Source organism: Bacillus sp. SD127 (assembly GCF_058566445.1).
In genome coordinates this window covers 1,227,111-1,241,759 of record NZ_CP191226.1, presented here as the reverse complement: position 1 = coordinate 1,241,759, position 14,649 = coordinate 1,227,111, and the positions used below count along the sequence as shown (strand labels likewise).

Sequence of the window (14,649 nt, the reverse complement as noted above, 5' to 3'; positions counted from 1 at the left end):
GTGAAATTGTAAATTAGAATTGTCCTCCGCCCATGTTTTGTTGAGCAAAAGATACAAGACGTTTTGTGATCTCTCCTCCAACAGAACCGTTAGCGCGAGAAGTTGTTTCTGCTCCAAGATTTACACCGAATTCAGAAGCGATTTCCAATTTCATTTGGTCGATAGCTTGAGCAGCTCCTGGTACTAAAAGGTTGTTGCTGTTACCTGAGTTATTGTTAGCCATGTGTCTCACCTCCTTGTGAGTATAGAATGTGTTAAAACACATGGCTTCATACAGAAAATCTTTGGTAATTGTATACAGGAGCCGGCTCTTAGTTAAAAGAGTTCTGCGAATTTGTCGTTTGCTTCTTGTTCGCTATATAATGTCATTGTTTCAATGTGATCAACCGCCTCTTGAATCAGCGGTTCAAAATCCACAAAGCTCTCAAAGTGTTCGATTTTTTCTTTTTTCGGGCGTGTTTTCGGGCTTGGCGGCGTAAAGATCGTGCAGCAATCTTCAAATGGCTGGATGCTTGTTTCGTATGTGCCGATTTCCCGTGATATTTCGATGATTTCTGTTTTATCCATAGCGATTAACGGACGCAGAATCGGTGTAGACGTAACCGCATTAATCGCGTACATGCTTTCAAGCGTCTGGCTCGCTACCTGTCCGAGGCTTTCCCCCGTAATAATCGCGAGCCCGTTTCTTTTTTCTCTGATTCTGTCGGCAATTTGAAGCATTAAGCGGCGGGTTGCCGTCATCGTATAGTTTTCAGGAATTTGTTTTTGGATCAGCTCTTGCGTCTTTGTAAACGGGACGATATGAAGCGTCATGCTTCCTCCGAAGCGAGACAGACACTTCGCTAAGTCCATCACTTTTTGTTTCGCACGTTCGCTTGTGTATGGCGGGCTGAAGAAATGGACAGCTTCTACTGAGAGTCCTCTTTTCATTGCGTAAAAACCGGCTACCGGGCTGTCAAAACCGCCGGAAAGCATCAGCATCGCTTTCCCCGCTGAACCGACCGGAAGACCGCCGGCGCCTTTTTCATTGCGAATCGTCAAAAAGGTTGCTTCCTCCCTGATTTCAATTCTGAGCGGAATGTCTGGATTGCGGACATCAACTGTCAGCCCTTCTGTATTTCGCAAAATATGGCCGCCGATTTCAGCGTTCATTTCATTCGTATCTAATTCAAACTGTTTATACGCTCTCTTTGTCGCGACTTTAAACGTATCACCAGGCCGGTATTGATCCTTGATCGCCTGCAGGGCAGTTGTTTTAATATCATCAAGGCGGCTCTCACACTTAATGGCCAGACTGAAGCTTTGAATGCCAAACACCTGTTTCAAGTGAGGAAAAAGAGCCTCAGGGTCCACTCCATTTAATGTAATCGTCATACGATCCCGATTAGAAAAGTATTTTAATGTTGGATAGTCTTTCAGGACAAGCCTGACGTTTTGCTTTAAACGTTCAATAAAGCTTTTTCTGTTTTTTCCTTTGGTTGATATCTCCCCAAAACGAATTAATATATGATCGTAATTCATGTTCTACCTCATCATTTTTTTTAGTTTTTTGATGCCAGGCACAAGCGCGTTCATAAATGGCTCTGTCACATCGCTTGTCTGGCTGTAGTTTAAGCTGATTCTGATGCTGCTTCCGGCGATCTGCTCTCCCTTGCCCATCTGTAACAGGACTTTGCTCGGTTTATGTTCCTTTGCCGAGCAGGCTGATGTCGTTGAAACGAATATATCCTTTTCCTCCAGCATATGCAAAAGCACCTCCGCTTTTATGCCCGGCACAGAGAAATTAATGATATGCGGAGCGCTATTGAAGTGAGGCGTATTTAAGACAACACCGTCTGAATCACTCAGCCTTTTCATAAACAATTCCTTTGCGGCCGCCATTCTTTCAAGGTGATGATGATAATCATCAGCCGCAAGATTGATGGCTTTGGCCAGTGAAACCGCACCTGCTGTATGCTCGGTTCCTGCACGTATGCCTTTTTGCTGGGAGCCGCCTGTTATCAGCGGGATAAGACGCGTTCCTTCCTTTACTAAAAGTGCACCTGTCCCCTTCAGTCCGTGGAATTTATGGCCGGATATGGAACAAAGATCAATGCCGGCATTCTCGATCGCCAAGGGAACTTTAAAGATGCCTTGCACATAATCGACGTGAAACAGAATGTTCGGATACTGCTTCAGCACTTCTCCAGCCTCTTCAATCGGCTGCACGGAGCCAACTTCATTGTTCACATGCATCATGCTGACAAGCACGGTATCCGGCCGAATCGCATCTTTCAGTTCCTTAATGGACACAAATCCATCTTCATTTACTGAAAGATAAGTTACTTCAAACCCGAATAGCTCTGTCAGCTGCTCCAAAGATTCAGTAACGGACGGATGTTCGATAGAAGTGGCAATGATATGTTTGCCTGTTTTTATCTTTGACAAAGCGGCTCCTTTTAAAGCCACATTATTAGCTTCTGTAGCACCTGACGTAAATACAATATCATAATTCTTTAGGCCCAAGGCTCTTTTTATTTGATTTTTGGCTGCCTGAAGCAGCTGTTCCGTTTCGGCTCCATATCGGTGCAAAGATGAAGGATTGCCAAAATATCGGCTGCTAGTCTGTTCATAAACGTTCAAGACTTCATTATAAGGTTTGGTCGTTGAACTATTATCTAAATATATCATCTTTTTTTACTCCTTTATGAAAGCGGTACAAGGTATGATATTTATGTTACCATAACAAAATTTAATAGAAAATTACAAAAAGCTAGTATTGACTTCTAAATTTTTTACCATATAATAAGATTTGTTCGTTTCGTCATATTATCTGACAATTAATTGACAGAATATTTTAACATAATTATTAGGAGGATTTTCATGAAACACTCACTGCCTGTCAAAGATACCATTATTATTGGTTTCATGCTATTTGCGCTATTCTTTGGAGCAGGAAATATGATTTATCCGCCGGAACTTGGACAAGCAGCCGGACACAATGTCTGGAAAGCCATCGGCGGATTTTTACTGACCGGGGTAGGTCTGCCTCTTCTCGGAATTATCGCTATCGCATTAACCGGCAAGGATGCTAAAGGACTTGCTGATAAAGCTCACCCTGCATTCGGTACAGTATTTACTGTTGTGCTTTATTTATCAATCGGACCATTATTCGCCATCCCGAGAACAGGAACCGTTTCTTATGAAATTGGTGCAGTTCCGTTTCTGGCTGGCGTTCCTGAAAGACTGTCTTTATTAATTTTTACACTCATCTTTTTCGGCATTACTTACTATTTAGCGCTAAACCCAACCAAAGTCGTGGATCGAATCGGAAAAATTCTCACTCCAATTAAATTCACAATTATTTTAGTGATTGTTCTCAAAGCGATTATCACGCCAATGGGCGGTTTAGGTGCAGTAACGGAAGCATATAAAGGAACACCGGTATTTAAAGGATTTTTGGAAGGCTACAAAACAATGGACGCGCTTGCTTCAATCGTATTTGGTGTTGTCGTTGTAAATGCTGTGAAAAGCAGAGGCGTTACACAATCAAAAGCTCTTGCGGCAGCTTGTATTAAAGCCGGAATAATTGCTGCATTAGGGCTGACATTCATTTATGTTTCTCTGGCCTACCTAGGTGCAACAAGCACAAACGCAATCGGGCCTGTTGGTGAAGGAGCTAAAATTTTATCAGCATCGTCCCATTATTTATTCGGTTCATTAGGAAATATCGTACTTGGATCAGCTATCACAGTCGCGTGTTTAACCACAAGCGTTGGGCTTGTCACTTCTTGCGGCACATATTTTTCAAAGCTTATCCCTGCGTTATCATATAAAGTTGTCGTTACCATCGTCACTTTATTCAGCTTGATGATTTCTAATTTCGGGCTTGCTCAAATTATCGCTTTTTCAGTTCCTATTTTATCAGCTATTTATCCGCTTGCCATTGTCATTATCGTTCTTTCATTTATTGATAAGCTCTTTAAAGAAAGACGTGAAGTTTACATTGCATGCTTAATCGGTACAGGATTATTCAGTATTTTAGACGGAATAAAAGCAGCCGGCTTTTCGCTCGGAGCTCTAAATACGTTTTTAAATGACAATCTGCCGCTATACAGCCTTGGCATCGGCTGGGTGATTCCTGGAATCATCGCCGCCATTATCGGCTATATTCTTACCTTTTTCATCGGTACATCCAAACAGCAGCTTAAAGAAATAAGTTAATGTTATGGTCGCCTGCGTTACTGCGCAGGCGTTTTTTTAATAAAAAAGAGCCCGCTCATAAACTGCGGGCTCTTTTTTACGATCTGAATTTAAGCGGATAAATCAGCTTTTATTTTTTTCACAGCACCTGGCGCAGCTTTCTCTACAGCTGCAGCCGCAATTTCATAGGATTCTTCATAATCATAAGCGTAAAACCGTCTTTCCGCTTCTTTCAGCTGTTCAGATAAAATATGGTTCTGGCTTCTGAATCGGTTTCCGAACTGAATGATTTTTTCAATCAGCATAACCTGCTCTACCAGTTCCTCTGATTCCCGGCTTGCCCTGTTCACGATATCTTCCGCTTGTTTCAGATGGGCTCCGGCCTCTTCCATATTTAAAGGAATTTCGTTTAATTGATTGACCGTTTCTTGAATGTGATGATGCGCGTTTTCCAGCATCTCTTGAATATGACTCGGGATGCCCGGGATGTTGCTTGTCTTCAGCAGTCTTGCTGTTTCAGAAATTGTTTTTTTCAGATTGCCAAGTGTCTCTCTCGCCTGCAGTTCTTCTTTTCTAAGAGCCTGCAGCTTTTCACGGTAATCCGTATGGTCTTTTTTCACTTCTTCAATCTGCTTCTCAATTGATGCAACCTCTTCAACTAAAAGAGAGTAGGCGACATGCTCTGCATCCAGCTTATCTTTTACTGACGCAAGCAGCTTGCCGACTTCATCAATGCGCTTTTCAAAGGCCTGCTGTTTGCCTAGCTCACCAGCTGTCAGTCTGTAGCTTTCCTTCACCAGTTCAGTTTCCGCCTTTGTCTGCTCCTTCTCTTCTTTCAGCTTATCGTAAGCAATGATCAGCTCAGGCATTTTGCTTAACACAGATTGGCCTGCTTCAACTTCACCCTCGAGCTGCTGGTAAACAGATTGAATATTTTCGTCTATGAGCTGCAGTATGGCAGATGCTTCATCAATATCCAGCTCAGTCATCAAAACATGTTCTGCCCGTTTCAGCTGATTTGACAGGTTTTCCAGTTCCTTATCAATCTGGATATGCTCAAGCTTATACCCTTTCTCTTTCATTTCGCGATATCCGTCTTTGAGCTTTGCAATCTGGCCCGGCAGCGTCTGCTTGCAGTCGGCTAACAGTTTCGGCACATCATCTATGTACGACTGAAGCCGTTCTAGATTGCGGTCCTGCTCAAGGAGAACTTTTCTTGCAGTAATATAGTTCCCGCCCTCTGTCTCTTCTTCAAACTGTTTGATCCCGCTCCAAATCTCGTCAAGATCTGCTTCAAGGCTGTCATAAAGCTCTCCGTAAAGGTGGCTGTATGCCAGCAGGTTTTTTCGGGACTTTGAGTAGCGTTCTCTTACCTGTTCAATCTCTTCGCGGCTCTTTTCTTCACTTGTGACGAGATTGCTGATTTCCCGGAGTATCTTTTCAATGTTCGATTCCGCCGCTGTCAGGAGATCGTCGATATGAACGAGCACTTGATTGGCTTTTTTAAACCGGTATTTGTCCGCGCATTCTTCGGCATCGTAAAGGAGCTCTTCAACTTTCGGCATATGGGCAGTGACAATCTCATCCCATTCTTCACGCCATTTCTCAAAGAACTCTTCTGTCTGCCCCGTCATTTTCAGATGTTTAATTTTGGACATTTCTTCCACTATCGATCGATTGAGAATTTCAATCTTCCAAGATTCCAAACGATCAATTTCCGTGTAGATTTTTTTCCTGAAAAAGTAGCCCGCCGCAAACAGCGCGAGCAGTACAATTAATAATCCAATGACAAACTCCATAATGAGCCCCCTTGCTGTTAACCTTAATCTGTCAGGGTGTTTTATTTATTCAGAAAGATTTCAGGATATGTATTGAGAAAAACTGTCGTTTTCATTGTTATTATGATACCATGTAACCAACATTTTTTGAGCAGAAATCAAAAACTTTTTGTGCAAAATCGGCAGGATTTGACTATTTTTTCACGGGGTGACACCAATGCTAAAGCGAGACGGACATATTCACACACCATTTTGCCCTCACGGAACAACAGACACACTCAGACAATATGCGGAGGAAGCGATAAAAAAAGGCTTTCAATCAATTACGTTTACAGAGCACGCTCCTTTGCCTCCCTCTTTTACCGATCCGACACCGCAAAAAGACAGCGCGATGGCGCAAGCCTCTTTGGAACGCTACATTAATGAAATTTCCGGATTAAAAAAAGAATATCGCGGACAGCTTGACATACGGACCGGGCTTGAGGTCGATTATATTGCTGAATACGAAGATGAAATCAAATCGTTTCTGAATACATACGGCCCATTTTTAGATGACAGCATCTTATCCGTTCATTTTTTGCGCACAAGCTCGTCTTATCTGTGCCTCGACTATGATGAGCATACATTTAAAAAGCTGATCTCAGAGTGCGGAAGCATCGAAGCTGTATATGAACTGTATTACCGCAGCATTTATTCTTCTATTGTAGCATCTCTCGGCGCCTATAAGCCAAAAAGAGTCGGTCACATCACACTCGTTAAAAAATTCATCAGGCTGTTTCCTTATAAAATGTCCGATCATATTCACAGACTTGCTTCTGAGTGCCTGAACGCTGTCAAGGAAAACGGAATGGAGCTCGACTTTAATACATCAGGTCTGAGAAAAACATACGCGGGGGATATTTATCTGGAGGATTGGATGATTGAGGCGGCGAAGCAAAAAAACATCCCGCTTGTATTCGGGTCTGATGCCCATCAAGCGGGTGATGTCGGATACGCGTATGAGAAATTTACTGAACTGCGCTAATTTGTGACCGCATGTCTCCTGTCCGGAATACGCTTCTGATCCAAATCTTGATTTCCTCAAAATACATTTTATAAAAGTACGGCTCGTGCGGCTGCATATAGAGCACTTCTGAAATATATTGAGGCTGGAGATAGGGCATCATCAAGAGAGATTTTAATTGAAGAATAAAATGAGGCAGCGGCAGCGTTAAATGTTCTCGCTGTTTTTCTCCTTCCTCAATAATCAGCTGGAAGATATACTTTTCCTTCATCAGGTACGTCGACATTATTTCCCTTATTAAAGTCGAATCAATGGTGACTTCCCGGTAGACAAACCGAGTTAATTGACGATTGTTATGCTGATAGGATAAAATATCGAAAACCAATTGGAGAAGCTGTTCCTGCGTGCTTTGAAAAGAGATGTTGCCTGCCGCTGTTTCAAGTGTTTTATTGTAGCCTTCGTAAAACTCTGAAACTAAGTGTTCCATCAAACCTCCTTTGCCTTTAAAATAGTAGGAGATGTGCGCAACATTTACATCAGCTGACTTTGCAATTTCACGGACAGATGTGCCAGAAAATCCTTTTTGGTTAAAGAGCATGACAGCAGATTCAATAATTTTGTCTTTGGTGCTTACTTTCATACCGGCTCACTCCTTCCTCTTGTTACAAATTCAAGGCGGAGACCGGCTGTTCCTGTAAGAACTTATCGACAAATGCCGGCAGAAAAGCCGGGATTTTGTTTTATATTATAGAAAAAGTGAGGGTTTTCCATGTTTCATGTCGAACAACAATCTGGAGATAAAGAAAAAGACTACCAGCTTCTGCTCAAACAGCTCGAAGCCATAACAGAAGACGAAACAGACCAAATTGCAAACTACGCAAATGCGTCAGCACTGCTTTATCATTCATTGCCTGAGGTCAACTGGGCCGGTTTCTATTTTGCTAAAGAAGGGGAAGGACAGCTTGTGTTAGGGCCATTTCAAGGTCTGCCGGCATGTGTCCGTATTCCTTTCGGCAAAGGCGTTTGCGGAACAGCATATGCAAACGGAAAAGTAGAGCGAGTTGCGGATGTAAACGCATTTCCGGGACATATCGCCTGTGATGCAGCATCTCAATCAGAAATTGTGCTTCCGATTCATGTAGACGGAAACCTAGTCGGCGTTTTGGACATTGACAGCCCTGTCAAAAACCGATTTGATGAGATCGATGAAAAGTATCTTACACAATTTGCAGAAATCCTTGAAAAAGCTTTAGTGTAGAGCATACAACAAAAGCCCAAAACATGTAGCGTTTTGGGCTTTTTTCATTTTATCGACTCGTGAATCATCAAACGGTTTTTCCCGCTGCGTTTCGCGGTGTAAAGCGCTTCGTCGGCCTCGTGAACAAGCTCCTTCAAGGATTTTTTCGATTCTGAGTCCCAGCAGGAGATTCCGCATGAAATCGTCACCTCAGGCTTCGTGCTTTTTCTCACCGCACAAACAAGCCTTTCGGTAATCCGTTTCCCGACAGCAACCGTCACATTCGGAAGGTAAACCGCCAGCTCCTCGCCCCCCCAGCGGGCGCCGACATCATGCTTTCGAATATTGCTTTTGATAACGGAAGCGACCTGTATTAAAATCTCGTCCCCTGTCTGATGTCCGTACGTATCATTTACATTTTTAAAATTATCAATATCAACAAGAATAAAAACGCCTTTTTGATGAATTTTCATGCTGTATTGAATTTTTTCATCTAAATAGACTCTTGAATACAGCTCTGTCAACTGATCCGTTTTCACCAGATGCTCAAGGCGGTCGCGAAGCATCGAATTGGTCACAGCCAGCGTTGCGTGATGAATCAGCGCTTGGAACAGCTTGTACATTTCAAATGTAAAAGCGTACATTTCCTTTTTCAGCAAAACGGCAAATCCCAGGAGCTGGTCATTCTCCATCATCGGAACAGCCATAAGTGAACCGTATCCGGCTTTTCCAAACACAGACTGTCCATTTCCGATAAAAACGCCATTCTCACCTTCGTACAGTTTTTCTTTTATTTCATTATATATATCAGACGACTTCGTTTCTTTAAAAAATGCTGTGCTCCCGGGAAGCAGTGTCTGATGTTCAAAATGGTCAATATGGAAAAAACCCACTTCTTCAGCATGAAATGATTCAGCCATTCTCACAGCAAGATCGTTCATCGTATCCGTCAGCGTCAGCCGCTGGTTGAGACGGCGCGATGTTTCATTAATTAATTCCAAGTTTGCAATACTTGTTTTGGATTGTTCATAGAGCTGGGCATTTTCAAACGCCTTTCCCGCCGCATTTGCTATCAGTGACATTTCATCAAGGTACACGTCGGTAAGAGGACTGTCTCCCGCCCCACCTGCCATCAGAACGCCGTACGTTCCCTGCTGCCCTTTAATTGGGATGTAAGCGACCGTTTCATTTTTCCGCAAAATGTTCCCGGATAGATAGACTTTAAGCGCAAAGGAATCGGCATCTTCCCCTTCCATATACAGTTCCTTTGCAGGAACACCTATACATTGGTCCTGATCATGAGAAATAAACAGAGAAAATTGAAACAGGGGAAACGTGGTGTGTAAGCTTTCAAGAAGCTTCTTCAACACTTCCGTCTGGTCGAGCAGCGAATGGAACAGTTCTGTCATCTTGTATATCTTTTTTTGATAGATTGTTTTGATATAAAGTCTTTCCTGTTTCATTGACTGATTCAAAAAAGAAGAAATCAAATCCGGAAGCTCTTCCGGAAACACTCCGTCCTGCCTGCATGTTAAATGAAAGCTCCTGCCGGAGACATGATCCTCGATAACATAAAATGAGGCATTTATTTTCGATGCAGAAAAATGCACTTCATCCTCTGCCATTTGTGCCATGTGATCAGATGGAGACGGTAAAAGGGATACGCAAAGTGATGGAAAATATGTTTGAATAGCCGATGTCAGCCATAAAAGAGAGTCGGTGAATGAGACCTTTACAGATTTGGTTAATAAAAAATCGAGCATATGATAACGAAAGGCGGGTAATTGATCTTTTGTTTGTTCTATCATGTTTTATCACCTAAAAAGTTTACCACTAATTTTTGTTTATTATATCATAAACAGCAAAGCGATAATGGATGAATGGTTGACTTCAAAACAAATAAATTATATAATGACCTTTGTGTGAAATATTGCAGCCTTTTTGTTCAGCTTCTATGTTTTCATTTTGTTCCTTATCAGTAAGGTGTATCGTGTAACTCTCTGCTGCTGGAGCGAGGATACATGAAAACAAAATGTCCATGGTCGAATAGAACAGACGGTTTTTATTTTCCACAAAAATAAAACCAAAGGAGGAGTCACATTATGGCTCGCTATACAGGTCCATCTTGGAAACTGTCCCGCCGTCTAGGAATCTCTCTTAGCGGAACAGGAAAAGAATTAGAAAAACGCCCTTACGCTCCAGGTCCACACGGCCCAGGACAACGTAAAAAATTATCAGAATACGGTTTGCAATTGCAAGAAAAGCAAAAGCTTCGTCACATGTACGGTGTAAACGAACGTCAATTCCGTACATTGTTTGACAAAGCTGCAAAAATGACTGGTAAACACGGCGAAAACTTCATGATTCTTTTAGATTCTCGTCTTGATAACGTTGTGTACAAGCTAGGTTTAGCGCGTACTCGCCGTCAAGCTCGCCAATTGGTTAACCATGGCCACATTACTGTAGACGGAAGCCGCGTTGACATCCCGTCTTACCAAGTAAAAGCTGGTCAAACAATCGGTGTTCGCGAAAAATCAAGAAACCTTTCTATCATCAAAGAATCTGTTGAAGTAAACAACTTCGTTCCTGAATACCTTACTTTCGACGCTGAAAAGCTTGAAGGTACATTCACTCGTCTTCCAGAGCGTTCTGAACTTGCTCCGGAAATTAACGAAGCGCTTATCGTTGAGTTCTACTCTCGTTAATCGTTTAAAAAACCCCCAGCCGCTATGCGGTCGGGGGTTTTTTTTCGTCTGATTCTTCTACCGTTTCCTGCTGGACAACACTTTCTCTGGTCTGCTGCTCCCAATAATCCCGCTGCAATCTTTCTTTGGCGATCGTACACATGAGATTCACGGTGAGCTCTCCCTCCTATTGAAAAGGTGGTGAATGGTCGTGTTTGCCCTATCTAATATACTCTTTCCCTCAAATTCCTATGCGCTAAACCAAAAACATCCTTTGCCAATTAAGCAAAGGATGTTTTTTTCTTATTTATATGTGACAAGGAAGTATTTTTTCTTCCCGCGGCGCAGAACAGTAAATTGATCTTCAATGCGGTCTTCAGCAGATAAGATATAGTCAATTTCTGTCTGGCGTTCACCGTTAATGTAAACGGCTCCGTTTTTAATATCTTCACGGGCTTGGCGTTTAGACGGTGACAGTTTCGATTCAACCAGCACATCTACGAGTGACAGTTCTTCAGCGCTGTCTTTTTCTAGAGAAGGCACATCTTTAAAACCGATTTTTACGTCTTGGGCAGAAAGCTCTTTAATATTGCCGCTGAACAATGCTTGGGAAATATTAATCGCTTGCTCCAGTGCCTCGCGTCCGTGAACGAGCGCTGTCACTTCTTCTGCCAGGCGTTTTTGCGCTTCACGCTTTTCAGGTGCTGTTTCAGTTTTTTCAGCATATTCTTCGATTTCTTCCTTTGAAAGGAACGTGAAGTATTTTAAATATTTCACTACATCACGGTCGTCTGTATTGATCCAGAATTGATAGAACTCATATGGGGACGTTTTTTCTTTATCAAGCCAAATTGCGCCGCCTTCGGTTTTTCCGAATTTTGTGCCGTCCGCTTTCGTTACAAGCGGAATGGTAAGACCGAATGCTTTTGCTCCTTCTTCTTCAGATTTTCTGATCAGCTCAAGGCCAGCTGTAATGTTGCCCCATTGATCGCTTCCGCCGATTTGCAGCTTACAGTTTTTCTCTCTGTACAGGTTTAAGAAATCATAAGATTGAAGAATCATGTAGCTGAATTCCGTGTAAGAGATGCCGGATTCGATTCTGGAGCTGACTGTATCTTTTGCCAGCATGTAATTGATGCCGAAGTTTTTGCCGACGTCACGAAGGAAGTCGATCACATTCATGTTTCCGATCCAGTCGTAGTTATTTGCCATAACAGCCGGGTTTTCCGCTGACTCAAAATCAAGAAATCTTGAAAGCTGATGTTTGATTTTTTGCGACCATTCGACAACAATATCAGCCGTGTTTAATGTACGCTCAGCTTTTTTTCCGCTCGGATCGCCGATTAAACCCGTCGCGCCGCCCACAAGCGCAATCGGATGGTGCCCCGCAAGCTGAAAACGGCGGAGTGTTAAAATGGGCAGCAGGTGCCCGATATGCAAGCTGTCTGCTGTCGGATCAAAGCCTGAGTACAGGCGGATTTTTTCTTCGTTCAGCTGTTTATTCAGTCCTTCTTCATCCGTCATTTGCTGAATCAATCCGCGGAAGGATAAGTCTTCAAGTAAGTTTGTCATGAGATAAAGCTCCTTTTTTAATAAAATAAAAACGCCCCTTCGTGTAAACGAAGGGACGATTGATTATCGCGGTACCACCCTACTAATAAGAGCATACATACAGCTTTTCGCTCTTATCACTTTGCCTGATAACGGATCAGGTCCGTTCTTTCACTACTGAAAGCCTGAGCGGCTTTGTTTGCAAAAGCGGTTCATGAGTGTATTCGATATATCCGTCTGTGCTGATTTTCACCGGCCATCAGCTCTCTGGAACGTAAGGATATTCTACTTGTCTCAATCTTTACCTTTTCATATGAAGCTATATCATTTTTAACATAAATAAAATCCCGTGTCAACGGCGCCTTTTAATCCTCCATCGTTGACAGGTCTCCGGCCGGAAGATTCAGTTCCCACGCCTTCAGCACACGTCTCATGATTTTACCGCTCCGTGTTTTTGGCAGCTTATCCTTAAATTCAATTTCACGCGGAGCCGCATGGGCTGCAAGGCCTTGTTTGACAAATTGGCGGATTTCTTCCTTCAGTTTATCAGACGGCTCAAACCCTTCTCTGAGAGCGATAAAGGCTTTGATGATTTCGCCGCGCACGGGATCAGGTTTTCCAATGACCCCCGCCTCCGCAATTGCCGGATGTTCGACAAGCTTGCTTTCCACTTCAAATGGTCCGACACGCTCACCGGAGGTCATGATGACATCGTCCACTCTGCCTTGGAACCAAAAATACCCTTCATCATCCATGTAGGCAGAATCACCCGACACATACCATCCGCCAGGCATAAAATAAGATTCGTATTTTTCAGGGTTGTTCCAAATCGTGTGCATCATAGAAGGCCAGCCCTTTTTAATGGCGAGGTTCCCCATTCGATACGGCGGAAGCTCGTTCCCCTGATTGTCAACGATTGCTGCTTCTACACCGGGAATCGGTTTTCCCATCGAGCCTGGTTTAATATCCATGCAAGGATAGTTGCAGATCAGCTGTCCGCCCGTCTCTGTCATCCACCATGTATCATGAATCCGTTTATTAAAAACTTTATGCCCCCATCTGATCACTTCCGGGTTTAAAGGTTCACCGACACTCAGCACATGGCGGAGTGAAGTCAGATCATATTTGGCAGCCATCTCATCTCCGGCTCCCATCAGCATTCGAAAGGCAGTCGGCGCGCTGTACCAGACGTTTACGCCAAGCTGCTCAATCGTTCCATACCAGCTTTCCGGGCTGAATCGTCCGCCGACAATAACATTTGTCGCTCCGTTCAGCCACGGCGCAAAAATCCCGTACACCGTTCCAGTCACCCAGCCTGGGTCGGCCGTGCACCAATAAATGTCCTCTTCCTTTAAATCAAGGACCCATTTTCCTGTCTGATACTGCTGAACCATCGCCTCATGGACATGAAGCACACCCTTCGGCGTACCCGTAGATCCTGATGTATAGTGAAGCAAATAGCCGTCTTTCCTGTCCATCCATTCAATGTCCAGTCTTGTGCTCTCATGCTTAGCCACTTCATCATAATGAATGATGTTTGTTCCTCTCTTTTCAGCCTGGCCGCCGACTATGAATATATGCTGTAAATCAGGCAGCTTTTCAACCGGAATCCTTTCCAAAAGCTCAGGCGTCGTGACGACAACCTTTGCCTCGCTGTTTTGCAGCCGGTCCTTAACAGCCCCCTCCATAAACGCTTCAAATAACGGCCCGGCGATTGCGCCGATTTTGATAGCGCCTAGCATAATAAAATAAAGCTCGGGTGATCTCGGCATAAAAATAAAAACGCGGTCCCCTTTTTCCACATTTCCATACCGTCTCAGTACATTCCCGGCTCTGTTTGTTTCTTCTTTCATTTCTTTAAATGTGTATTTTTCATCCCGTTTTGCGTCCTTATAATAAAGCGCTACTTTGTTTTTCCGAAAAGATTCGGCGTGGCGGTCTATCGTTTCATAAGCCGCGTTCAATTTCCCTGTCTTATGCCAAGAGAAATGTTTTTCCGCTTCGGACCAATCAAATTGCCGATACGTTTCATCGTAGTTTTCTAGGTTATGATCCCCCTCTATAGCTGGTAACGCTTTCAAATTCATGTCAAAACATCCCCCTTTGCTGAAGTTGTCACATTTATTATAGTATATATTCATATTCTTCTCAATTTTTAAAATATAAACCATGTTGAAAACGCTTTATAATTTGTTATTCTTAAAGGAGGCATGT

Annotated in this window: 13 protein-coding genes and 1 other annotated feature; of the genes, 4 read left to right on the top strand and 9 right to left on the bottom strand. The window is 43.2% G+C overall.

Translation table 11 applies throughout. The features are described from left to right. Nucleotides 1–13: 13 nt before the first annotated feature. The 3 genes from sspA to ACQVGS_RS06365 form a co-directional block, all read right to left on the bottom strand. Nucleotides 14–223 carry an alpha type acid-soluble spore protein SspA gene (sspA, locus tag ACQVGS_RS06375; RefSeq protein ID WP_014114778.1) on the bottom strand — a complete coding sequence of 70 codons (210 nt, stop codon included), beginning with the start codon at nt 221–223 and terminating at the stop codon, nt 14–16. A 92-nt stretch (nt 224–315) separates the two neighbouring features. Further along, nucleotides 316–1,521, bottom strand: coding sequence for a tRNA uracil 4-sulfurtransferase ThiI (gene thiI, locus ACQVGS_RS06370; protein WP_106020267.1), 1,206 nt, complete (start codon nt 1,519–1,521; stop codon nt 316–318). Nucleotides 1,522–1,524: 3 nt separating this feature from the next. Continuing rightward, complete coding sequence (locus ACQVGS_RS06365; RefSeq protein ID WP_105990207.1) at nt 1,525–2,670, bottom strand: cysteine desulfurase family protein; 1,146 nt, start codon at nt 2,668–2,670, stop codon at nt 1,525–1,527. Between the two features lie 192 nt (nt 2,671–2,862). Here ACQVGS_RS06365 and brnQ point away from each other — a divergent pair, with 192 nt between their 5' ends. After that, entirely contained in the window at nt 2,863–4,203 is a 1,341-nt protein-coding gene (gene brnQ / locus ACQVGS_RS06360) for a branched-chain amino acid transport system II carrier protein (protein WP_095714206.1), read from the top strand. 89 nt (nt 4,204–4,292) lie between these two features. On the opposite strand, the gene ezrA is transcribed toward brnQ, so the two are convergent. Next, a complete protein-coding gene (ezrA, locus tag ACQVGS_RS06355; RefSeq protein ID WP_044153843.1) occupies nt 4,293–5,981 on the bottom strand; it encodes a septation ring formation regulator EzrA in 1,689 nt (562 codons plus the stop codon). Nucleotides 5,982–6,177: 196 nt separating this feature from the next. Between ezrA and hisJ the strand changes: the two genes are divergently transcribed. Beyond that, nucleotides 6,178–6,984, top strand: coding sequence for a histidinol-phosphatase HisJ (gene hisJ / locus ACQVGS_RS06350; RefSeq protein ID WP_106020268.1), 807 nt, complete (start codon nt 6,178–6,180; stop codon nt 6,982–6,984). On the opposite strand, the gene refZ is transcribed toward hisJ, so the two are convergent. Beyond that, a complete protein-coding gene (gene refZ, locus ACQVGS_RS06345) occupies nt 6,968–7,603 on the bottom strand; it encodes a transcriptional regulator RefZ (RefSeq protein WP_010335311.1) in 636 nt (211 codons plus the stop codon). The two genes, hisJ and refZ, sit on opposite strands and share 17 nt — an antisense overlap. A 129-nt stretch (nt 7,604–7,732) precedes the next feature. On the opposite strand from refZ, the gene ACQVGS_RS06340 reads away from it, so the two are divergent. After that, complete coding sequence (locus ACQVGS_RS06340) at nt 7,733–8,221, top strand: GAF domain-containing protein (RefSeq protein ID WP_101860116.1); 489 nt, start codon at nt 7,733–7,735, stop codon at nt 8,219–8,221. A 44-nt stretch (nt 8,222–8,265) separates the two neighbouring features. Here the strand turns inward: ACQVGS_RS06340 and ACQVGS_RS06335 are convergent, their stop codons facing one another. Next, nucleotides 8,266–10,008, bottom strand: a complete 1,743-nt coding sequence (locus tag ACQVGS_RS06335) for a diguanylate cyclase domain-containing protein (protein ID WP_024122503.1) — start codon at nt 10,006–10,008, stop codon at nt 8,266–8,268. Nucleotides 10,009–10,302: 294 nt separating this feature from the next. On the opposite strand from ACQVGS_RS06335, the gene rpsD reads away from it, so the two are divergent. Beyond that, nucleotides 10,303–10,905: a 30S ribosomal protein S4 gene (rpsD, locus tag ACQVGS_RS06330; RefSeq protein WP_024122504.1), complete on the top strand. Its 603-nt coding sequence runs from the start codon at nt 10,303–10,305 to the stop codon at nt 10,903–10,905. Between the two features lie 22 nt (nt 10,906–10,927). On the opposite strand, the gene sr7p is transcribed toward rpsD, so the two are convergent. From sr7p to acsA, 3 genes are all read right to left on the bottom strand, one after another. After that, on the bottom strand, nt 10,928–11,056 hold the full coding sequence (gene sr7p / locus ACQVGS_RS06325; protein ID WP_024122505.1) for a small protein SR7P: 129 nt from the start codon (nt 11,054–11,056) through the stop codon (nt 10,928–10,930). 131 nt (nt 11,057–11,187) lie between these two features. Continuing rightward, nucleotides 11,188–12,456: a tyrosine--tRNA ligase gene (gene tyrS / locus ACQVGS_RS06320; RefSeq protein WP_095714526.1), complete on the bottom strand. Its 1,269-nt coding sequence runs from the start codon at nt 12,454–12,456 to the stop codon at nt 11,188–11,190. A 48-nt stretch (nt 12,457–12,504) separates the two neighbouring features. Continuing rightward, nucleotides 12,505–12,746 (bottom strand) — a binding site (T-box leader). A 54-nt stretch (nt 12,747–12,800) separates the two neighbouring features. Next, a complete protein-coding gene (gene acsA, locus ACQVGS_RS06315; RefSeq protein WP_024122507.1) occupies nt 12,801–14,522 on the bottom strand; it encodes an acetate--CoA ligase in 1,722 nt (573 codons plus the stop codon). Nucleotides 14,523–14,649: the final 127 nt, after the last annotated feature.